The sequence below is a fragment of the Candidatus Hikarchaeum yamanae genome (genome assembly GCF_009889665.1).
In the GTDB taxonomy this organism is placed as follows: Archaea; Halobacteriota; Halobacteria; order Halobacteriales; family Hikarchaeaceae; genus Hikarchaeum; species Hikarchaeum yamanae.
On record NZ_WTZR01000004.1, the window covers coordinates 1 to 21,880 of the forward strand.

The 21,880-nt window shown below is 42.0% G+C and carries 22 protein-coding genes; 11 read left to right on the plus strand and 11 right to left on the minus strand.

Annotated features, from left to right (window positions below; all coding sequences use genetic code 11):
• Nucleotides 1-168: 168 nt before the first annotated feature.
• From ACM9H2_RS02595 to ACM9H2_RS02605, 3 genes are all read right to left on the minus strand, one after another.
• The gene (locus ACM9H2_RS02595) at nucleotides 169-1,434 is read right to left on the minus strand and encodes an MFS transporter (protein ID WP_415487894.1); all 1,266 of its coding nucleotides are present in this window, start codon (nucleotides 1,432-1,434) and stop codon (nucleotides 169-171) included.
• Nucleotides 1,431-2,351, minus strand: a complete 921-nt coding sequence (locus ACM9H2_RS02600) for an NAD-dependent epimerase/dehydratase family protein (protein ID WP_415487896.1) — start codon at nucleotides 2,349-2,351, stop codon at nucleotides 1,431-1,433. Before ACM9H2_RS02600 ends, ACM9H2_RS02595 begins: the two co-directional genes overlap by 4 nt.
• A 90-nt stretch (nucleotides 2,352-2,441) precedes the next feature.
• Entirely contained in the window at nucleotides 2,442-4,676 is a 2,235-nt protein-coding gene (locus tag ACM9H2_RS02605; protein ID WP_415487898.1) for a CDC48 family AAA ATPase, read from the minus strand.
• Nucleotides 4,677-4,751: 75 nt separating this feature from the next.
• Between ACM9H2_RS02605 and ACM9H2_RS02610 the strand changes: the two genes are divergently transcribed.
• The gene (locus ACM9H2_RS02610) at nucleotides 4,752-4,961 is read left to right on the plus strand and encodes a DUF5817 domain-containing protein (protein ID WP_415487900.1); all 210 of its coding nucleotides are present in this window, start codon (nucleotides 4,752-4,754) and stop codon (nucleotides 4,959-4,961) included.
• Nucleotides 4,962-4,975: 14 nt separating this feature from the next.
• On the opposite strand, the gene hmgA is transcribed toward ACM9H2_RS02610, so the two are convergent.
• From hmgA to ACM9H2_RS02635, 5 genes are all read right to left on the minus strand, one after another.
• Nucleotides 4,976-6,184, minus strand: coding sequence for a hydroxymethylglutaryl-CoA reductase (NADPH) (gene hmgA, locus ACM9H2_RS02615; protein WP_415487902.1), 1,209 nt, complete (start codon nucleotides 6,182-6,184; stop codon nucleotides 4,976-4,978).
• 49 nt (nucleotides 6,185-6,233) lie between these two features.
• Complete coding sequence (locus ACM9H2_RS02620; protein ID WP_415487904.1) at nucleotides 6,234-6,815, minus strand: anthranilate synthase component II; 582 nt, start codon at nucleotides 6,813-6,815, stop codon at nucleotides 6,234-6,236.
• A gap of 27 nt (nucleotides 6,816-6,842) precedes the next feature.
• Entirely contained in the window at nucleotides 6,843-8,315 is a 1,473-nt protein-coding gene (locus tag ACM9H2_RS02625; RefSeq protein WP_415487906.1) for an anthranilate synthase component I family protein, read from the minus strand.
• Nucleotides 8,316-8,380: 65 nt separating this feature from the next.
• Nucleotides 8,381-9,181 carry a shikimate dehydrogenase gene (locus ACM9H2_RS02630; RefSeq protein ID WP_415487908.1) on the minus strand — a complete coding sequence of 267 codons (801 nt, stop codon included), beginning with the start codon at nucleotides 9,179-9,181 and terminating at the stop codon, nucleotides 8,381-8,383.
• 45 nt (nucleotides 9,182-9,226) lie between these two features.
• Nucleotides 9,227-10,378 carry a sodium:calcium antiporter gene (locus ACM9H2_RS02635; RefSeq protein WP_415487910.1) on the minus strand — a complete coding sequence of 384 codons (1,152 nt, stop codon included), beginning with the start codon at nucleotides 10,376-10,378 and terminating at the stop codon, nucleotides 9,227-9,229.
• A 59-nt stretch (nucleotides 10,379-10,437) separates the two neighbouring features.
• On the opposite strand from ACM9H2_RS02635, the gene ACM9H2_RS02640 reads away from it, so the two are divergent.
• The 5 genes from ACM9H2_RS02640 (at nucleotide 10,438) to ACM9H2_RS02660 (ending at nucleotide 14,105) form a co-directional block, all read left to right on the plus strand.
• On the plus strand, nucleotides 10,438-11,802 hold the full coding sequence (locus tag ACM9H2_RS02640) for a D-aminoacyl-tRNA deacylase (RefSeq protein WP_415487912.1): 1,365 nt from the start codon (nucleotides 10,438-10,440) through the stop codon (nucleotides 11,800-11,802).
• Nucleotides 11,803-11,912: 110 nt separating this feature from the next.
• Entirely contained in the window at nucleotides 11,913-13,028 is a 1,116-nt protein-coding gene (ftsZ, locus tag ACM9H2_RS02645; RefSeq protein ID WP_415487914.1) for a cell division protein FtsZ, read from the plus strand.
• 42 nt (nucleotides 13,029-13,070) lie between these two features.
• Nucleotides 13,071-13,238, plus strand: a complete 168-nt coding sequence (locus ACM9H2_RS02650) for a protein translocase SEC61 complex subunit gamma (protein ID WP_415487916.1) — start codon at nucleotides 13,071-13,073, stop codon at nucleotides 13,236-13,238.
• A 59-nt stretch (nucleotides 13,239-13,297) separates the two neighbouring features.
• Nucleotides 13,298-13,756: a transcription elongation factor Spt5 gene (locus tag ACM9H2_RS02655; protein ID WP_415488108.1), complete on the plus strand. Its 459-nt coding sequence runs from the start codon at nucleotides 13,298-13,300 to the stop codon at nucleotides 13,754-13,756.
• A gap of 19 nt (nucleotides 13,757-13,775) precedes the next feature.
• Nucleotides 13,776-14,105 (plus strand): hypothetical protein, encoded by a 330-nt coding sequence (locus tag ACM9H2_RS02660; protein WP_415487918.1) that lies wholly within the window; start codon nucleotides 13,776-13,778, stop codon nucleotides 14,103-14,105.
• On the opposite strand, the gene ACM9H2_RS02665 is transcribed toward ACM9H2_RS02660, so the two are convergent.
• Both ACM9H2_RS02665 and ACM9H2_RS02670 read right to left on the minus strand, forming a co-directional pair.
• Nucleotides 14,102-14,980, minus strand: coding sequence for a rhomboid family intramembrane serine protease (locus tag ACM9H2_RS02665; RefSeq protein WP_415487920.1), 879 nt, complete (start codon nucleotides 14,978-14,980; stop codon nucleotides 14,102-14,104). The two genes, ACM9H2_RS02660 and ACM9H2_RS02665, sit on opposite strands and share 4 nt — an antisense overlap.
• Before the next feature lie 74 nt (nucleotides 14,981-15,054).
• Nucleotides 15,055-15,702, minus strand: coding sequence for a hypothetical protein (locus ACM9H2_RS02670; RefSeq protein WP_415487922.1), 648 nt, complete (start codon nucleotides 15,700-15,702; stop codon nucleotides 15,055-15,057).
• Between the two features lie 149 nt (nucleotides 15,703-15,851).
• On the opposite strand from ACM9H2_RS02670, the gene ACM9H2_RS02675 reads away from it, so the two are divergent.
• A complete protein-coding gene (locus ACM9H2_RS02675; protein WP_415487924.1) occupies nucleotides 15,852-16,157 on the plus strand; it encodes a DUF5789 family protein in 306 nt (101 codons plus the stop codon).
• A gap of 31 nt (nucleotides 16,158-16,188) precedes the next feature.
• Here ACM9H2_RS02675 and ACM9H2_RS02680 read toward each other — a convergent pair whose 3' ends face one another.
• Entirely contained in the window at nucleotides 16,189-17,454 is a 1,266-nt protein-coding gene (locus ACM9H2_RS02680; RefSeq protein WP_415487926.1) for a hypothetical protein, read from the minus strand.
• 106 nt (nucleotides 17,455-17,560) lie between these two features.
• Between ACM9H2_RS02680 and ACM9H2_RS02685 the strand changes: the two genes are divergently transcribed.
• Genes ACM9H2_RS02685 through ACM9H2_RS02700 form a run of 4 tightly spaced genes read left to right on the plus strand, consistent with a single transcriptional unit; the run spans nucleotide 17,561 to nucleotide 21,874 of the window.
• Nucleotides 17,561-18,094: an inorganic diphosphatase gene (locus tag ACM9H2_RS02685; protein ID WP_415487928.1), complete on the plus strand. Its 534-nt coding sequence runs from the start codon at nucleotides 17,561-17,563 to the stop codon at nucleotides 18,092-18,094.
• 57 nt (nucleotides 18,095-18,151) lie between these two features.
• On the plus strand, nucleotides 18,152-19,495 hold the full coding sequence (locus ACM9H2_RS02690) for an alkaline phosphatase family protein (RefSeq protein ID WP_415487930.1): 1,344 nt from the start codon (nucleotides 18,152-18,154) through the stop codon (nucleotides 19,493-19,495).
• Between the two features lie 59 nt (nucleotides 19,496-19,554).
• Nucleotides 19,555-20,730 (plus strand): DHH family phosphoesterase, encoded by a 1,176-nt coding sequence (locus tag ACM9H2_RS02695; protein ID WP_415487932.1) that lies wholly within the window; start codon nucleotides 19,555-19,557, stop codon nucleotides 20,728-20,730.
• A gap of 46 nt (nucleotides 20,731-20,776) precedes the next feature.
• Nucleotides 20,777-21,874: a glycosyl transferase family 2 gene (locus ACM9H2_RS02700; protein ID WP_415487934.1), complete on the plus strand. Its 1,098-nt coding sequence runs from the start codon at nucleotides 20,777-20,779 to the stop codon at nucleotides 21,872-21,874.
• Nucleotides 21,875-21,880: the final 6 nt, after the last annotated feature.

A 21,880-nucleotide genomic window follows, 5' to 3' on the forward strand; every position in this document is an offset into this window, starting at 1 on the left:
TGAACACCCCGCAAGGAGGAGACATATCACCACTAGGAATATTGCATAAGGGGTTTTCTTATTTTTTCCATTCATATTTGCCCCGGGTTACGATTCGTGTTTATTGAATTTATTACAATTCGCATTAGTTGGGACGTAAGAGTCCCACTATAATAAATTAGATAGAATTTAAAAATCTGCCATCGAGATCCGTTCGGGTGTTTGAGAAACGGCTATGAAAGACAGATATATGCTCACGATGATCGCCAAGAATCCAAAGAGCGCATTTGTCAAACGTAATGCAAATACTAACTCGTAGTGAGATTGTAAGACAATAAATACAATCCCCATAATTACAGGGGCAAGAGTTGCTCCGGCTCCTTTTGCGGTTTCTCCAAAACTTATTATGACGCCTCTGAAGGCTTCGGGTGTGAATTCAATTATCAAAACACGCCAAAGAGAAAATAAAAGTCCGAAACCCACTCCTATACAAAATGCCCCAACGGCCATGTGCATAAGTGATTGGGATAATGCAACTAACATCAAACCACCTCCGATGACTACAGAAAGAATTGAGAAAGGATAAGTTAAGTTGGAAAAATAAGAATACACTCGCCCAGATTGGGAAGCGGCTATCGCGGATGCACCACTGAATAGAGATACCAATATGCCCGCTTGTCCGGCAGATCCACCTATTCCGAGTACAATTATCAAAGAGCTATAGGTCACGTATGCCGTGAAAATAAAAGAAGTTATAAACATTCCAAGAACTGCAGCAGAAAGCCGAGGGTAGAGCAATAGTGATGGTGCTTTTTGCATTATTGTTCTAAATGAAATTCTATCTTGGGATTGGACCTCAGAGACGGGAGTAGATGGCTCTTCTAGAAATAGATATATGATGAGTGCGATAGGAAGGGGAACTGCATATAGGAGAAATGGGTAGTTCCATGCAATAAGTACAAGGAAACCAGAGAAGATAGGGAAAAGTGCGCCGCTCAAACCGTGGCTAGTGGAGCGCAAACCTTGAGCGGTTGCACTTGCAGATCCAGTATAAAGATCGCCTATAGATGCCACAATAACAGGTAGGATGCATGCCCCACCTACTCCCTGTAAAAATCGGAGAGAAAGGGTCAACAGGAAAGATGTACTTAACGTCATCAAGAGTCCAGAAATACCGAATGTTAGCAGTCCAACAACCAATATTGGTTTTCGCCCATAAGCGTCTGTGAGCCCTCCTGCGATGGGGGAAAGAATCATCAAAGGGGCAAAAAATGCAGTTACTAGCAATCCGACGGCAGCGGGAGTTGTTGACAAAGGTAGGATTAGAGATTCTAAAACAGGGGAAATCATGGTAGTCCCCATAGGGTATACCATATTGGCTAGTAGTAAAAGCTGTAAACTCCGGTCGGAAAGTATGTTTCCTTCAGAACCAAGTAAATTTTTTAAAGAAATCACGAGAGAAGAGCGGCATGGCGACTTATTGCATCTGCAAAAGATAATATTTCATAACCAAACTCATCGCGGGCGCGGTTATTTGATATGTTAAATTGAAATGTTGGCTCTCTAGAGGGGTCGGGGACGAAATTGCCACCCAAAACTGTGTTAACAGTTTCTGCTATTTCAGAGAGGGAAATGAGGTTTCCCCCCGTATTGTAAACATCAAAATTGAGTTTTTTTGCCAGAGTTACTTTTTCAAATAAATCAACAACGTCATCGACATAGACGAGTCCAAATGTGGAATCGGGATGCATAGGAACATTGGTCGTTTTTCCAGCCACAGCGTCTTCTACGAAACTGCCCACCCAAGGATATCCAGTATATCTTCCAGGTCCAAAAACTGTGCTGGGTCTAATGGCACATACATCTAAATCTTCACGTGAAGCGTATAACAACGCCTGATATTCGTTCATATGTTTCAATGCGGAATAATATGAAGCGGTATCGAATGCAGTATAAGGAGAATAAGGACGGGGAGAATCTTCAGTTACTATGAGTCCGTCTTCATAATCTAAAGAGCTATAAACACCAAGAGTGCTTGCCCATACAACACGGGGGACACTAGATTCTACAGATGCCCGGAATACATTATCGACACCTAGAAGATTAACGTGTAATGATAAGCTAAGATCTTCAAGCGCCCCACGACCAACGAGATATGCTAGATGGACTATTCGGTCGGGTTCATGTGTATTAATAATCTGTGAAACTTCGTCGTAGTTTGTCACATCTCCTTGGATCAATTCTACACCGTCGAGATTGGGAGTTGTGTTTGTGTCAAGATCCATGCAAACTACAGATTCACCTTGTTCACTTAGTTGAGAGGTAAGATTTCTCCCGATTAAACCAGAAGAACCAATGATTAAAGTTTTCATAATACAAAGTTTTGTATCTGTAATATTAAATGTCCTCGGTTAGGTTATCCACAAAAATTATAGAATAAAAGGAAGAATAGAGCTCTTTAGTTACTGGAATCCAATACGAGTTCTCTGAGCGGAAGTGGGAAGTCCAGTGCTACCTTTAAACTCATCTTGGATTGTATGATAATACTTTAGAAGATCAGCGGTCATCGTCGGGCGAACTGAATCTAAAGCTTTGCGGAAGTGACGCATTTCTACTTCGGTTGAATCGGAATCTTCTCGGAGTGCTTCAATTGCTGCTTCTCTGGCTATACTAGCTATATCACTACCAACATAGCCTTCGGTTATTTCAGCAAGTTCAGTTAAACCGACTTCGGATGCCAACGGCATTTCTTGGGTATGGATTCTGAAAATCTCTTTTCGGCCTTCTAATCCAGGTTCTTCTACCATGACTAGTCTGTCGAATCTTCCAGATCGTACTAGTGCTGGATCGATCATATCTGGTCGATTGGTTGCTGCAATGACCACTACGTCTGCAAGTTCCTCTAGTCCATCTAATTCTGTGAGTAGTTGGTTAACAACTCGTTGCGATACATTGCTACCGAATTCATACCCCCTGTTAGGAGCAAGTGCATCCAGCTCGTCGAAAAAGATAACTGCTGGTGAAACTTGGGCAGCTTTTCGGAAGACTTCTCGAATCGCTTTTTCGGATTCCCCGACCCACTTTGAAAGGAGTTGGGGGCCCCTTATGGAGATGAAATTTGCATCAGTTTCTGTTGCTACAGCTTTTGCTAGAAGTGTTTTCCCAGTTCCAGGAGGACCATATAACAAAATTCCAGAAGGAGGGGAAATCCCCATTCTAGTGAATCTTTCGGGGTTGGTCAGTGGCCATTCGACAGATTCTTGAAGTTCTCTTTTTGCGGTTTCAAGTCCTCCAACAGAGTCCCAACTGACATTGGGAACTTCAACCAAAACTTCCCGCATTGCACTAGGACTTATTTCATAGAGAGCTAGGTCGAAATCTTCGTTGGTGACAATCATGGTGTCAATTAGTTCGTGGGAAATCTCTTCTGAATCGAGGTCAATTTTTGGCAAATATCTTCGAAGAGTTTTCATTGCAGCTTCTTTCGTTAGAGATTCTAGATCTGCGCCAACGAATCCGTGGGTGTCTCGAGCTAACTCAACTAAATCGATAGAGTCGTCAAGTGGCATTCCACGTGTGTGTATTTGGAGGATTTCGTGGCGGTCGATCGCAGAGGGGACACCAATTTCGATTTCCCTATCGAAACGTCCAGGTCGTCGAAGGGCAGGATCAATTGCATCGAGGCGGTTGGTAGCTCCAATAACAATGACTTCTCCACGGGATTCAAGGCCATCCATCATAGTGAGTAATTGAGCGACTACACGGCGTTCAACTTCACCAGTAACTTCTTCACGTTTAGGTGCTATAGAATCTAGTTCGTCTATAAAGATTATAGAAGGAGCTTCCTTAGCTGCGTCTTCAAAAATGGAACGTAATTGTTGTTCAGATTCGCCGTAATACTTTGAAATAATTTCGGGTCCTGCGATTGAGAAAAATCTTGCACTGGTTTCGCTTGCCACAGCTTTTGCTAGAAGTGTTTTCCCAGTTCCAGGAGGACCATGTAAAAGTACCCCTTGGGGAGGGTCAATGCCAAGTTTTGCGAATATAGAGGGGTGTTTGAGAGGTAGTTCTATCATTTCTCGGACTCTGTGGATTTCGTCAGAAAGCCCGCCTATGTCCTCGTATGTGATGGCGTTGCTCGATTTTTCATACCCAGACGCGGGTACTTCGCTGAGTTGGATCTCGGTTTCCTCAGAGATCACAACGATCCCAGTCGGGACTGTTTCGACAGCAATGAGTGGAATGGCCTGTCCAGGAGATCGCATGAAGGGATGGCTTGTAGTAGACATTATGGGCACTACATCCCTTGAAAAGACAGGCCGTTTAAGAATCTGCCTTCGAATCATACTAGCTGCGTCTTCACCGAAACGAACATTACTAGCAGGAGGGGGAGCGAAAACTACTTTTTCTGCAGGAATGGAATCTACTTTTTGGATGGAGACTGTTTCTCCAAGACTAACATTAGCATTCTGGCGTGTGAAACCATCTATTCTAACGGTATTCGTATTCCAATCTTGTCGATCTGCCCTCCAGACTTTTGCTGCAGTTTGTTTTCCACCGTTGATCCGAATTATATCCCCAGGGCTGAGTTTTAAATGAAGAAATGTGTCAGGATCTAAACGTGCAATCCCACGGCCAGAATCATTGGAATATGCTTTTGCCACTTCTAAGTCGACTATTAGATCTTCAGAGGACATAGTGTTATTTTGTAATTAGCACATAGAGGTCATAGAACATATGCTTTATCTATTGAAAAAAGTAAGAAAACCAGTATGTATTCCGTGGTTGGGTGTGACAGATGTCAGACAATATGGATAGTTGGGATGCGGCCGAAGACTGTTAAATGCCCCAGGTGTAGCAAAAGACATAATTTTAGGGAACTTAGGAAATTCGCAGAAGAAGAAGACATAGAGGTTGCTCGTGTAGTACGGACTCAGTTGTTGTCAGAGAGAATAGGAACGAGCGAAAATAAAGAAACTTAAAGCAAGGAGAATAGTTATCTTCCGAGTCGTTCGTGGGCACTTGAGAGATCTCGAGAACCCAGTGCAGAAAGTAATGACAGTTCCCCTGCAAGGACGCCGGATGATATTATTTCTGCAAATGCATCTGCATTGGATCCGGGAGGAGTCCCCCCGCCACGGACGCCTAAGATATCAAGGGCCTCGGACTGAGAGGGTAGATGAGTCCCCCCTCCAATAGTTCCTATTTCAAGGCTCAGGAGTGTGACACTCAGGTATAGGCCCCCGTCTCGGACGTCAGCGGTTGTGATGACGTTTGCTCCTTCTACGACTTGTGCTGCATCTTGGCCCGTTGCTAAGAAAATTGCTGCAATAATATTTGCCGCTTGGGCATTGTGGCCCAGGCTAACCGCCCTAGCGCTACCAATGTGATTTTTTTGCGTATTGATTTCCACAATGGCTTCGGGAGTTGTGTGGAGTTTTTCTTCTACTATTTTCCGGGGGATTAGAACATCAGCTGAAACGGTTCTGCCACGACCCTCAATTGCGTTAATTGCGGCTGGTTTTTTATCAGAACAGAGATTTCCAGAAAGGGAAATGAGTTTCGCGGGAGTTTGTTGTTCTAGGAATTCAGATACTTTTTTGGTGGAAATTGTGACCATGTTCATCCCCATTGCGTCTTTTGTATCGTATGAAAATCGTAGGAAAATAGAATTCCCAACTACATAGGGTTTGATCCCTGTCAATTCCCCATGGTTGGTGGTAGAATTGGCTATTTCTTCTATTTCTGAATAATTAGTAGAAATCCAATTTATGAAATCTAGAGATTCAGAGACATTAGCAACTTTAAACACAGGGGCTCGTGTCATTGCATTGTTGAATACTCGGGATATGGCCCCGCCCGCGTGTCGAATGGCAGAGCACCCACGGTTTACGCTAGCGACTAAGGCCCCTTCAGTGGTTGCTAAAGGGAGGTAAAAGGATCCTTCTGTTGCAGATCCAAATACAGTGATTGGGCCGGCTATCCCCATAGGTATTTGTACAGATCCGATCATGTTCTCGATATTAGTAGAGGCTAATTTTGCGTCGAAAGTGTAATTTCCAATAGAAGAGAGTTTGACATTTAATTCGGACTCTATTATCTGCCGACGGACATTAGCTGCCATATCGGAATCTACGTGTTCCTCAAGCTCGTGGAGTTTAATTTCTCCTTTTTGGACACGTTTTATTATGTCATTTGCACTCATACTAAAGAAATGAAGCTGCTAAAGCTTAAATGGTGATTAAATGAACGCCTTATTTAATGCATTGGGTGCAAAAATTCTCTAATATTTTAGCCCCCAATGGTGTCAGAAAGCTTTCGGGGTGGAATTGAACACCCTCATGGGGCTTTTTCGTGTGACGAACCCCCATAAGGAGGGGGAATTCACCGAGGGTCCGGGCGGTTGGGATGAGGAAATCGGGCATGCTGTTTTCTTCAGCTATTAACGAATGATAACGTCCGGCGACAAAGGGATTGGGAAGGTCTGATAAAACACCAGATCCATCATGAGTTACATGTGAAATTTTTCCATGTACAACGGATGGTGCGTGAATAATGGATACTCCATTTGCGGCGCACAGGGCCTGATGGCCTAAACAAACTCCAAGAGTGGGGTAATTTAACTCCGAAAAAATAGACATAGAAACACCGGCATTGTGGGGGAATCCGGGGCCAGGTGATATGATGATTCCATCGGGATCTAACTTCTGTATTTCATCGATAGTTATAGCATCGTTTCGGTATATATCTACATTTGCCAGAGTTCCAATTCCCTGAACTAGATTGTACGAAAATGAATCATAATTGTCAATGATTAAAATGTGAGGGGAATCCATGGTAATAGGTGGTTGGTAATTTCTAAGTCATTCCAGAGAAGAGGGATCTGAAAGTGCTAGGTTCATTGCTTGGACTAGGGCTCTAGCCTTAGAAAGAGTTTCCTCATATTCAAGTTCGGGAGAAGAATCATGTACGATGCCAGAACCAACAGGAAGAAGATAAGTTCCATTTTGATGGATGAAAGTTCGAATGATTATATTTAAAGTGGCCCGATTATCAAAACCAAAGATCCCAGCACTACCGGTATAAGGACCTCTGTAAGAAGTTTCTAGTTCATTTATTATCCCCATGGTACGGGGTTTTGGGGCACCAGTGATAGTACCGCCAGGGAACATTGCTTTGATTATATCAAGTATATTTTTAGTAGGGTGCAGAGTTCCCGTTACTGTGGAAACTAGATGCATTACTGCAGAGTATCGATCCACCCTACAATATTCGTCGATATGGACAGTTCCATATTCGGCTACTTTTCCAATATCATTCCGACACAAATCAACGAGCATTGCATGTTCTGCTCGTTCTTTTGGACTATTGGTAAGCTCGTTTTCGAGTGCGAGATCGTCGGAAGAATTGGCACCCCTGGGTCTAGTTCCTGCGATTGGTTCTGCTATGATTAAATCGTCCTCTAGTCGAAAAAGTAACTCGGGACTTACTCCAATTAGATCGATTTTTGGGAATTCGAATATTGAAGAATAGGGAGCAGGATTTATCTGCCGAAGGGCACTGAATAAGAGACTAGGGGGCATATCAGAATCCAAAGTTAGATTATGTGCTGTATTGACTTGAAAAGTGTCACCTTCCCGTATATGGTGTTTGATTTCTCGTACACGTTCGCAAAAAATTTCACGCCCGCAATCACTCTTAAAATCAGTGATCGGAGAGGCATCAGATAGATCGTCTGAAGGGGGAGATGGAATTAGGAGAGACCTAGCTAAATCTAGTATTGTTGTTAACGTGGTGTCAAAAGTTTCTTCGGGGATTTCTACGAGAGGGCATGAAGTAATTCTAAGTGTTGTTTTTTCATCACGGGGTTCTTTCCAAGATACTATGCAGTCGTAAAATCCAGCTTGAAGCAAAGGAAAGGGGTTTAAAGTATCAGTGCGGGGCGGAATGTTTTCTATTTCTTTTGATAATTCATAAGATAGCCATCCAACTACTCCGCAAGGGTACGGGGTTTCACACCCATTTCGTACTAGGTGTTCTTTGGAAAAAAAATCATATAATTGAGATAGGGCAGATGAAGATGTTGAGGAATTAGAATTGATCTCGAGGAAAGCACTGGGTCGGATGCCAAAATATCCCCAGCCAGGTGTCCCCCCAGTAGTCTCTAGATAAAAACTTTGGGAACCTTCCCGAGAGTTGAGATATGCTTTAAACGGATCGTCTACAACAACTCGAACTTCTACAGGGATTCTAGATCTGGATGGCGAAGTTGCTGCGACGGATAGATAATCGTGTTTGTCAGTGTATACCTCGATCTGAGGATTGATAGAGTCCACGGTGGCCAATAGATTACCGATGGCAAAAGGTATTACTCGAATGAAAGGAAATTCAAGGTGAGATACTACAGTTGAGAGCGTACTGCTTTATTCATTACACTCACAGGGGCTTTTTTACCAGTCCAAATTTCAAAGGCCTCTACTCCTTGGTACAAAAGCATCCAGGCGCCGTCGATAGTAAGTGCACCAGAATCTTTTGCTTCTCGGAGTAATCTGGTTTGGAGAGGGCGATAAACAGCATCCATTACGACAAGATCGGAGTGGAGGAAAGTTTCAGGTATGAGAGAGATATCAGTTTTCATGCCAACGCTAGTTGTGTTGACAATTATATCGGCTTCGGGGAGCAACTCAGGTAAACTAGATAATCCATATCCAGTTGAATTGGGTACAGATTCGGATAGAGAACGTGCTTTGCTTTCAGTTCGGTTAACAATGGAAACATCAGATCCTTCGTCAGATAGCATGAAGGCCAATGCGCGGCCAGCTCCCCCCGCTCCAAGAACAACAGAATTTTTTCCAGATAAACTAACATCGTGGTGTTCAAATGATCTACGGGCACCGGCAACATCGGTATTGTATCCAATTGGCTTTTTTCCAGAGAAGTCAATTGTGTTGACAGCTCCAATTCTTTTTGCTAGTTTGTTGGGTTGGACGTGGGGTAAGACATCTTGTTTAAAAGGTATAGTGACATTTAACCCAGAGATCCCATTTTGAGGAGCTTCAGTTATAATTTCCTCGAGATCAGAAACTTCGGGTTCCATTGCGATATATTTAGCATCCATGAGCAGATGGGAATATGCTGCTTGATGCATTACAGGAGATAGAGAGTGGCCTATAGGATTTCCCAATAGACCAAAGATCTGCATTATAGATTAATTACAGATCTCAGGATACATAAATTCTCTTTAGGACTAACCATGGCTAGTTACAGTCAAATCGAAGTTTCCTACATGATAAACCAACAAGATGATGAATAGGAGATATAATACCCCACCAATCAAAAATGGGAGATTACCCAGGGTCTCGTCTGTGGAATATCTAGCACGGATGTAAAGGATAGAAGCACCCAAAATTGCGAATACAGCAGAAATTGCATTTAAGAATCCAACAGTGCCCCAGGCAAAAGAAAGATCCCATGATGTGAAAATGATCCCAAGTGTTACGGGAAGAGTTGATTGAAATACCAATGCCCCAGTGATATTTCCTAGAGCCAAAACGTCCTTGTCACGAGATATCCATATTATGCTGTTAAATTTCTCAGGGAGTTCAGTTGCCAAAGGAGCAAGAAGAAGAGCAATTACTGCGAGAGGAAGATTTAGCACATCGTAAGAAAGCCACTCTACCGCATGAATGAAAAGGTGGGCACCTGCAATGATGATTCCGAGTGCGAATAGTGCCTGGAAAATGACCAACGGAGTGGTGGGATCAGAAGCTCGGGTTTTTTTCGCGGCGAGGATGGGTACTATCTGTGCTAGTTTGTCAAGTACAACACCAACTTGTAGATTCTCGAGAGATTCTGCTTCAATTGCAATGCCACTAGAAAGGGTGCGTTGGAGATAAAATAAATAAAGCGCCACTAAACTGAAAGCTATGAGTAAGGACAAAGTTCTCCAAGGGACAAGTGCGGCGATTATTGCTAGAGAATATGCGATGATAAAAAAGGATAGGTCCCTCTTCGTTGAGGAGGAGTAGATTTTTAATTTTAGTCCAGAAGATCTCCTGGGTTTGAAATATATCAAACTGCAACCTATGAGAAACATGGCGATGGTAGCCAACATGAAAGGAGCACCCAAAATGGCACCCACCCCAATCTCATCTGCAGAACTTGCCCCACCAGTTCTCCATACAGTGTAGATAGCAATAACAGGTATCATGGTTTCAGGGAGCGCAGTTCCAACTGCTGCCAGAATACTTCCAGTTGCACTTTCAGAGATGTTGGTTTTATGGCCTACCCATTCAATTCCATTGGTGAATATTGCAGCGCCTAGGAGAAGTGCGATGAACGAAACGACTAGTGTGGATATATTCAGTAAAGTGGAAGAAATAGAAAAAAGTTCACTCATATATAAAATTATTAGAAGGATTACTAAAGGGTTACTGTATTCAACAGAGAGAAGAATTGGTGGGAATTATCACCGATTGGTTTTATTCGAACGAGGACCCATGGGTTACTGTGATAGGCATTGTTGTGAGCCGGTCGGATTCTGTCTCAGTTCTAATTGGGGAGGAAATATTGAAGATAGGAAAATGGGTACAAAAAATAGATTCGAGTCGAATTGATACAGAAGGAGGAGGAGAATATTACTGTACAGATGGGTTTGAACTCAGAGAATTTGAAGGACTGCATATTCAACTTGAAGAGGTTGGATTGGCCTTTGGTACCGTGGAATGCATCATATTTGTTTCTAGACATGTGGGAGAAACCGGGGCTTTACTGACAGCTCACTATACGGGGAATTTTGGGGAAGCAAAATTTGGAGGTAAACCTAGAGAGTTATCAATGGCATGCCCAAATTTGCATAAAGCCGTTGTTGATGCACTTAGAAAATATGCCCCCGAAAATTATGAAGTGGGTATCGAATGTACACATCATGGCCCGTCGGATGTCAATGTTCCTTCAATGTTTGTAGAGATAGGGAGTTCAGAAAAAGAATGGGTGGATGTAGAAGCTGCGGAGTCGGTCGCGAAATCAATTATGAGTATCAAAGGGGAGAAATCTAATTGTGAAAAGACTATTGTGGGTTTTGGAGGGGGACATTATATGCCACGATTCGAGAGGATTATGAGAGATACAGATTGGGCGATTGGGCATGTTGCTGCCGACTGGTGTTTGGAAGATATGGGAGAAATTAATTCGGAGATGATAAGGAACATATTCGATAAAAGTGGGTCAAATAGATGCATCATAGTAGATAAAAATTTAGAATTGGAAAAAATAATAAAACAAGAAGGATATGAAATAGTTAGTGAAAAATGGGTGAGAGAAACAACGGGAGTGGGACTAGAGGTTGTTTCGCGCATGGAAATCTCCATGTCAACTATTGAAGAAGGATTACGTTTTGGGAGAGTTAGGTCGGATCGAGTGGAAATTAGAGAATTGGATCAATCGCTGCTGAAGGATGTTCAAGTTATAAGTTCAAAAAGGGTGAGAGAAGTGATATTGAGGAATACAATTGCATTCGAGACCGTTGAAAATGGAAGTCTGGTTAAGGGAAAAGTAGCAGTACGGGCTCGGCAAGCATATGAAGACATAATAGAAGAATTTTGTCACATATTAGAGCAAAGATATAATCATGTTTCTCGAAAGGGGAGCGAGATTTTTGTTGAAGAGTTGGTATTTAGTCCAGAGAAAGCACGGATTTTAGGAGTGGAAGAGGGGCCAAAATTTGGAGAGTTGGCATCGGGAAAATCTGTGGAGGTGAAGGGTAAGATGTTGGATCCAGAAGAAGTACAAGAAGTAAAAAATAAGAGATACAAGTTAAGTTAATAGTACAGTATACCGGATGAGATGAATTAACAAGATGGGGGAAAAGTGACTATTTTAACAGGGTGTATAAAAGTAACACTAATGAGCTTGAGTACATAATATACACGTAAATGGAATTTACCGCTGAAGATGTGATCGAAGAAGCAGAAGAAAATGTAGCTCTTGAAGAGGTGCCATCAAGAGATGGGCTAATGACGGATGAACAGCTCCTTGAAATTTTGGAAGATTTACAAACGAACATCACAGTTTTTGGATGTGGAGGGGGAGGAAACAACACAGTCAATAGGATGTCTGAAGAGGGAATTCATGGGGCAAATCTAATAGCTGCCAATACAGATGTTCAGCATTTGGTCAAGGTGAATGCGGACACTAAGATATTGATAGGGAGGAATAGAACAAAGGGCAGGGGTGCGGGGTCTTTACCACAAATTGGAGAAGAAGCTGCTCTTGAAAGTAAAGATGAGATACTTGAAGTTATGAAAGGGTCCGACATGGTATTTGTCACAGCAGGATTGGGAGGGGGAACTGGCACGGGGTCCGCGCCGGTGGTTGCGAAAGCCGCTCGAGACATAGGTGCTTTGACAATTGCAATTGTGACAACACCATTTACAGCTGAGGGAGAAGTCAGAAGGGTAAATGCAAATGCAGGGCTCGAGAGATTACGAGATGTAGCAGACACAGTAATTGTTGTTCCGAACGATCGATTACTTGAAGTTGTGGGGAAGCTACCTGTAAAAGAGGCATTTAAAGCTGCAGATAGGGCACTTATGCGGTCGGTGAAAGGGATAACAGAATTGATTACAAAACCCGGGCTTGTTAATCTAGACTTTGCAGATGTCAGAACGGTTATGGAAAGAGGAGGGGTTGCAATGATCGGATTGGGAGAGTCGGATTCAGAAAATAAGGCTCAAGATTCGGTGAAAGAAGCTTTGAAATCCCCCATGTTAGATGTAGATATTTCAACAGCAAATGCAGCGTTGATAAACGTTACAGGTGGGCCAGATATGTCGATCGAAGAAGCAGAAGGTGTGGTAGAAGAAATTTACGAACGGATTGATCCAGATGCAAGAATCATATGGGGGACCTCTGTTGATGATGAGCTTGAAGGAAGAATACGAACCATGATAGTGGTTACGGGAGTTCAATCACCACAGATATATGGAAGGATGGATGCGGCTAGACAAAGAGAAGAAAGCAGAATTGGTAAAATAGATTACGTTGAGTGAAGAATAGGAAAAGTAGAAATAAAGGAGAATATAGATTAAATTATGGATGTCCCACGTGATCTGGCCTCGTATTTGCGCCTAATAAAACTATCTAGCGTCCCTACTAAAGAGGAATTTATACAAATTTCTAAGATTGCAGGGATAGGGATTCTAGTGGTAGGGGGCATAGGGTTCATAATATTTGGAATAATGAAATTGATCCCGAAGTGATAAAAATGTCTATAGATGAAAATGAACCAAGGAAGGAGCAAGTTGGAGGAGAAAGCATAATGGATAGTGAGCAGAGTATATCAAAAATATATGCCATTAAAACTACAGCTAGTCAAGAACAAGCGGTGTCAGATATGATAGCCAGAAAGGAGCACCCTGCAATACATTCTATTCTTTCCCCGGATTCACTAACAAGTTATGTAATGGTAGAGTCAGATGAACCCGATGCGATTGGATTGATAATTGAAGAAATTCCACATGCGAGAACAATAATAAAGGGGGAGAGTTCAATTGAAGAAATTGGACATTTCCTCACACCTAAATCGGATGTAGAAGGGATTGCAGAAGGAGATATAATTGAGTTGGTCGCAGGGCCATTTAAAGGTGAAAGGGCACAAGTTCAAAGGATAGATGAGGCTAAAGATCAGGTGACTGTGGAACTTTATGAAGCAACTGTTCCAATTCCGGTTACAGTCAGGGGAGATCAAATAAGGGTCTTAGATTCGGGAGATCGTTAAGAGAGGGGAGAGAGAGGCGATGGCAGAATGGATTTGTGGAATCGCAGAATGCGAAATCCATTTTGGAACGATAGAAGGATTACTTCGTCATCAAATTAAGGAACACCCTCATGTTTCCTGTAAAGTGTGTGGAGAGGAAATTCCCGACGGTATTTTTGCGATCCAACATGTCATAGGCGTGCATCGTAGAGTGAAATATATGCTTGCATATGGAGCTAATTCAAATGATATTCGGTATCGGGAACACATAAAAAAGTTGGCAGAGTTGGAGATAGATATAGACACAGCTTATGAATCATTGATGAGTGAATGGGAAGAGGAAATAGATGGGCTTTTGAAAGATAGCTAGAAACCAATTTTTGGTTTGAATGATCTTTGGCTAATGAAATTCGAAGGATTGTTCCGTTTGAAGCGTTCGCCATATACGATTCCAATTAGCAATCCAACGAGGTGGGCTAGTTGGGCCACTCCTCCAGCTCCAATTCCACCTACAGAAATAAGAGACACAGAGATAATTGCGAAGCCTATTGTCAATACCCAAAGTGGGAGGGGTAACAAAAAATAAAGATGTACTTTGAGATTGGGATTGAGCACTGTGAGGAACCCCATAATAGCCAGTATTGCCCCACTAGCTCCAAGTACAAATCCAGGAGTTGCTGTCAAAATTCCAGCTCCCATCTGGGACAGTGCGGCGAGTATACCACCAAGCATGAAAAGGTAGAAAAATTTCTTAGTACCTATATATCGTTCGACACTAGGACCGAAGAAATACAAGGTTATACTGTTGAAAAGGATGTGTGAAAATGAAGAAGGGGAATGGGCAAAAATAGAGAAAATCCAGGTCCAAACATATTCGGGATGGTATGTAGAAACAGTGAAAATAGAATTATGTGCATTGATTCCAAAAATTATGATTACGGACCATTGTAGTATTAAAGTAATCCACATTAAGGCTAGGAATAGATAGGTTAAATTTCCACGAAAGAAAGGGAGTGTGAACGTCAAGAAACGGTTAGAAATCAAATTCAAAAATTTAGAGATTCCTCGCACATCAGAGGAAGAGGAATAGCTATTTTCAGAGGGCATAAGGGGATCATTCCAGTTTTTAAGACCATCACAATTATGAGCTTCTGGGAGACGATGGAGGCCACAAAAAACACCGCCGCAATTTCGGCATGAGAAGGGAATGGCTTCGTTTTGACCACAAACTTGACAGATTGCCATGACCGGGTTTGGGGTTTGGGTGTAAAATGAGTTTGGTTTGGAGAGGGTGAATAAATTAAGATTATGTGAGAAAATTATAATCGATCTATGTCCACATCCTCGTTGGGAGTATCAGGGTTTAGAGTTGTAGGAGATAGTTTTCCAAAAACTCCAACAGTACCAACTTGTTTTTCCTCTGGCGTTCCACTTTTGACTACCTTGATAGCAGATTCGGGGACCTCTATAAGTTGGGTTTTTCCATTCACTATTCTTTGTAAAATTACAGTCCCACCAGGATCGTTTCTGGTTTTGAAATTTACTACAGCCGTGAAGAGAGACCAGAGGATCACGATGGAACCCAAGAAGTAGATTATGACAACGAAGAGTGTGATGTGATTTGAAGTTGCCCCTATCCATTTGTAAGGATATGCATACCAGAAAAGTAGAACTCCAAAAACAGATATGCTAGCTCCAACTATGGCAGAAGCGCGCTGATATTCTGTTGCAGGGAGAACTGCAAAGACACCTAGTAGAAATATAGGGAATCCCAACCCTGCCAATAAACCAGAGATTCTACGTATGACGAAATAGCCAAAATCTAGGTCTACCAGGATATTGGTAGTACTAAACAATATGCCGGCTATAACTAGAATGCCACCTGTCGCGAAAAGTGCAGTTCCGGTGTAAAGATTTTTTCGACTTTTTTTACCTGTACGATCATAGGCTTCTGCCAAACTAGTCATAATGTGTTTTATTCGGGTTCAGATAACAAAAGGATGCTGTAGAAATGAAAGGCTGAAATGAAATTAAAAATTTGAATGTGGTTTTGTGAAGAAAAGTATCTCGAGTGAGTCTCGAAGAATTTAATGGTTTTGCCAAGAATTGTAGTAGTATGACTAAGAAGAAAACCAAAGAGGAAATAGAAGAAGAATCTAGTTTTGTTGATATGAAACTTGATGTGGATGGTACAGTAGAGGGGGCTCCTATCGAAAGAATCGCATCTAGATTGACGTGGCCACAAGAGAAAAGTGAAATTGTGCGAAAGGAGGGGGAAGAACTTATTAGGACGCCTAATGGTGCAAGAAAATTGGAAGATTTACTAGAGCAAGTAGATACAACGTACTTCTCTAAGCGGCAGATGTTTGTGGAAATTCTCGAAAAGCAAATAGGGAAAGGGACTATTTCAGTTTCGGAATGAAATGGAAAATAAATAATTGAATTGAACTGAGTTAAGAGGTGGGTGAGAAATCAGCTAGTTTTGACTGGATTCCAGTTAGTATCGTAGATTTAGATTTCAAATCATGTATGGGGAGGGAGAGGGAATTCGAGATTTGAATTAGTGCAGTGTGAAAATTATCGAAATGATAGGGTTCTTCTTTGAAAGCATTTCTAATACTCTCTCGGATTTGCCAAACGCCAACTGGAGCCCAATAGGCATCAGAAACCTCCCTGATGACGAGACATTTACATTGTTTTTTTATTGAGAGTAGGTGTTCTAGAACTCCTAATCGTGCGGCGTAATAGGCACCTGCAGTTTCTTTTGCATAAGAAGTCCGCCCTCCATACCCTTCGTATTCACTAGAAATCCAAATTTGGTTTGATTGACTAGGATTCCAAATACTACCGGGTGACTTTATTTCTATTAACTCAAATTCCCAAGTTCCAGGGATCAAGAAAATCCAATATGCATTCCCAATATAGTTATTTCTCCAAACGGTGACTCCATCGATGTTGGGGTGGGCGAGTACTTGTTTATGCAAAAGTTTACCGACCATATCATCTACTGCGGTGATGGACCATCTTGTGGGAACTAAACGCCGTTGGTCGCGTAGGCCAATGGCCCCGACAGAAAAAATTCTATGGATATCATAGACGTCTATGCCCTTTTTATAGAGAAAGGAGATAGCACCTCTGGCATCCAGGTCGTCGTCGGAGAGGGTTGTTTCGACAGGTTTTGGAACTTTAGGATTGTCTACGATTCGTGCAGATTCTACATCTGCTTGGAATCCTATTGCTGCAGTTATATTATTAGGTGAAAAATCTAGTTTTGGTTTATTCACTAGTGAAAGTTCTATATCGACAGGCCGTGCAGAAATAGCTACTTCCCGTTGTACCCCTACAAACCCATTCCAAACATCATAAACATTGACAGGAGTTGATCGATTCGAGTTAAGCAGTCCTATCCTGTATTGAAGAATATCTTCAATTTGAAGATTTTTATGATACCAGTCACTACTGGTGGCGAAATCAGAGGCATCGGAATCGGGATCCAATGGGGCAAGAATTCCTGTCGAAACATCGGGGTAATTTGATCGCCCTACGAAAACAGATGGTGAGGTGCTCCCAAATAAGTTCTTTTTCGGTGTAAAGGAATCGAATAGTTTCCGTGTATCTTTTATGTGGTTTAAGATGGCGTAGGATTTTTCCTGTGCGAGTTTCTTACGTTTGTCTTCCAAAGGGGGTTCGAAACCCTCGAGATGTTTATCGAGGGACACATTTAGAGTAGGAATTAAGATAACTTTAACATTCGGGTAGTAAGTAGTGGTTTAAACAAAAAATTGTATAGTAACATCTTTTTGCCTGCTTCTATATCTAATGACCATGGGAAATCTATGGAAAGACTTAGATATAGGGAAAAATCCACCTGAAGAGGTATACGCAGTGGTAGAGTGTGTCAAAGGTGAGCGGAATAAATATGAATACGAGAAGGACTCTTCGGCCATTTTTCTTGATCGGGTATTACACTCAAATGTACACTACCCAGGGGATTATGGATTTATTCCAAAAACTTGGTATGAAGATGAAGATCCACTAGACATACTGGTGTTAGTAGAAGATCATACATTCCCAGGGTGTGTCGTTAGTGCACGACCGGTTGCATTGATGAAAATGGATGACAGTGGGGAAATAGATGACAAGGTGATAGCAGTTCCAGTAGATGATCCCCGTTTTGACCATATAGAAGACATCGGAGACATCCCAAAGCAGATACAAGATGAGATAGATGAATTCTTTAAAACGTATAAAAATCTTGAGCCGGGGAAGACTGTCAAGGTATTAGGATGGGAAGGTAAATCGTCGGCTATTGAAGCCATTAATAAAGGAATTGGACTATATTTGGAGAAATTTAGTTGAAAAAGACAGGGTTTTTCAAAGTCGAGATATACCTAAGTAGACGAGAACATTAGGTTTATGGGATTATTTGACCGTTTGCGCAGAGAAGATGGCCCAAGGGTAGCATTTATTGGGATTGATGGCGTCCCGCATTCTCTTGTAGTGGAGAATCCGGACGTGTTTCAGAATCTAACAGCCATCTCGAGGCAAGGGTCTTCAGGTTCGATTAGAAGTATAGTCCCTCCAGAGTCTAGTGCCTGCTGGCCTAGCATCACGACCGGAAAGAATCCAGGATCGACAGGGGTCTATGGGTTCCAGGAAAGGAAGATTGGAAGTCACGAGACATATATTCCAATGGGGGAGGATGTGAAGTCCAAGCGTGTGTGGGAATTGATTGCAGAAATGGGAAAAAAGGCAACCGTGATGAATGTTCCTGTAACATATCCCCCAAGGGGTGGAGTGCAACGGATGGTTTCTGGTTTTTTGTCTACTTCAGTGGAGAGTGCAGCAAAACCACAAGAGGTAAAAGAATATTTAATGTCGATGGGATATAGAATTGATGTTGATTCGAGATTGGGTCATGAAGAAGATAAAACAGCATTTTTACAGGATGCTTTGTTTACGCTGGAGAAGCGTTTTGAAGCGTTCGAGTATTTTATTGAAAAGGATGATTGGGATCTATTTTTTGGAGTGTTCATGACGACAGATCGGGTGAACCACTTTTTATATGGAGATTATAAGCAAGGGGGAGAATATTTTGAAGAATTTCTTGGATTTTATAGAATATTGGATGAATACATAGGCAAACTGAAAGAAATGTTAGCAGAAGATGTAACAATGATGATAGCTTCTGATCATGGTTTTACGGAATTGATATATGAATTCCATGCGAATGAGTGGCTTCAGAGATTAGGTTGGGTAAAATATAGAGAAAATAGGAAAAATAACTTGGAGGATGTTTCTTTGGGGTCCAAAGCATACTCACTGATACCGGGTAGATTTTATATAAATTTGAAAGGCAGAGAGCCAAATGGCGAGATTAAGCTAGAAGATTATGAAAATGTACGTGAAGAACTGAAAGAAATGTTACTAGAGGTAGAAGGACCAGAAGGGGGAAAGGTCATAAAAAGTGTTGAAAAAAGTGAAGAGGTTTTTACAGGAGACCATGTGGGAATTGCTCCGGATTTGGTGGCACTGCCGAATGATGGTTTTGATCTGAAAGCGGGTTTTGGAGAAAGGGAAGATGTGTTTGGAAAAGGGCCTAGAAATGGCATGCATACGTTTGAAAATGCGTTATTGATCATAGATAGACCCGGAATGGTAATAGAGGGGTCAAATTTATATAACATAGCCCCAACAATCTTGGGATTAATGGGAATAGAGCATGATCCAGCCGTGTTTGATGGAGAAAGTTTAATCTAGTAGGGTGAGAATGGAAGGATAAGTACGCAAGAAACTCTTTGTATTAGAGAAAATACCACATGATTAGAGAAGTTTTTATAAATTTAACGTCGTCCGTCCTGCAAAATTTCACCACTGTAGCTGAATTAGTATATGAAACAGCAGGGATAGAGATCATAGTTGCTATAATGGCTGTTGTGGCCCTATTGATAATCTTATTAGTTAAGTATATAGGAAAACGTCCCAATGGTCGGGTTTTGAAAAAGAAACTCAGTACACTAGAAAGAATTGTAATACTAACTCATTCCAATCCAGATCCTGATGCGATGGCTTCTGCGATAGGAATTGCGCATATAGCAGAATCCATGGGGGTTGCGACGACGATACAATATCCAGGAGAAATAAGGCACCAAGAAAATAGGGCATTTAAAACGGTGTTGGGGACTTCAATGGAGAAAATAGAATCTGACGAAGATATAGCAGGAGGGGCTATTTTTCTAGTGGATCACAATGTTGCAAGAGGATTTCCGGGGGCAGAAAAGCTGATACCATACGCCGTGATAGACCACCACCCCGGAGAGGGGAAGGGCGTGGGATTTACAGATATCCGTCCGGAGTATGGATCATGCTCTTCCATCGTTACAGAATATTTTTCAGACTTAGGAGCAGTAGCAGGGAGAATTATCCAACCCAAAATAGGTAGAATTGACCTTCCAAGGAGAGTTGCCACGGGGTTATTATTTGGAATATTAACAGATACGAAGAATTTTACGAAAGGTGCATCAGAAGCGGAGTTTGCTGCAAGTGCTTATCTTTACGAGGGGATTGATGAGGATAGTTTGGATAGGATAGCAAATCCAGAAATAGATGCAGAAGTGCTTGATATTATTGCATCTTCTATTCTAAAACGAGAGTCAAGAGGTCCATTTGTGATTAGTAATGTAGGAGAGGTGTCTAACGTGGATGCGTTATCCCAAGCGGCAGATGAATTGCTAGGGCTAGAGGGAACCACAGCCGTGGTGGTGTATGGATACAAGGGTACTACAACACATATTAAAGGTAGATCTAGAGACGACCGAGTTCACATGGGAGATACATTACAGGCTGCCCTTGTTGATATACCAGAGGCAGATGCAGGGGGAAAACCCAAAGCGGGTGCCGGTCAAATAACGGCAAAGACGAAAAAGCAGAATCGTGAATATTGCAAGGAGCTTCCAGAACGTTTGTTCACTGCGATGACCGGCGAAATGCAATAATAAGTCGAGTAAGTTTTGTGGTACCAGACTAAAGTGAGAACAATTAATGGACTATGTTCCGGGTGAGGTAACTACACTTCATAAACTAACTGAAAAAAATCCAGAATGTTCAATGGAGGACGTGGTGGTGGTGGTCCCGATGTTGGAAAGGGATTTTCGCTTGGATGCGACCGAATGGACCTTCTCGGAAATAGAACGTATTGGACCTGAAAAGGTAATTGTGGCATTGCGATGCGAGGAGCAAAGTGTGAGAGACATAGAGGAGTGGTTGAATGAATTTAATCTAGATGTGAAGATGCTTTGGTGTAATGGAAATCGAATGACAGAAACGTTGAGGAAGAAAGGATTAGAGGGGAGAAATGGAAAGGGCCATGATATTTGGCTCGCTCTTGGATTGGCTAGTGAATATGGAGAATTCATAGTATGCCATGATGTTGACAGGAAAACATATGTGGGAGAGGATATTTCTAGGCTACTTTTCCCCTTAACTGAAGGAAATAAATTTGTGAAAGGATATTATGCTAGAATAGAAAATGACAGATTATATGGTCGTCTTTGTAGATTGTTTTATGCACCTCTGGTAAGGTCTCTTAGAGACCTATATGATACTCCAATTTTAAGATATCTAGATGTATTTAGATACGGATTATCAGGGGAGTTTGGCATCAGATCTCAAGAGATAAAGAGAATCAAAATGGAACGGGGTTTTGGTCTGGAAGTGGGACTTCTAGGAGAAGCCTTTAATTTTGCGGGTTTTGAGTCCACAGCCCAGGTAGATTTGGGCATATACGAACATTTTCACAGAGAAAAAAGTGGTCCAAATGGGTTAGCTGAAATGAGTCTAGAAGTGAGTGACGCATTGTTCGGCATACTTCGAAGAGAGGGGGTGAAAGTGAAATATGACGTGGCTCGTAAGGCGTATGAATCTATGGCAAGTGAATTTATTCGCCAATATGAATTGGATGCGAAATTCAATGGGTTGGAGTATGATGCGCAAGAGGAATGTGCCCAGGTTGAAGAATACAAAGAGTCGATTAAGGCCCCAAGGGGGGATACTCGAATAGCATCTTGGGAAGAGCTTGGAATACAAATGAAAGATATAAAAAGAGCATCCTTAGAAGATGTGGATTTGAGTGGGGAGTAAAAGGAT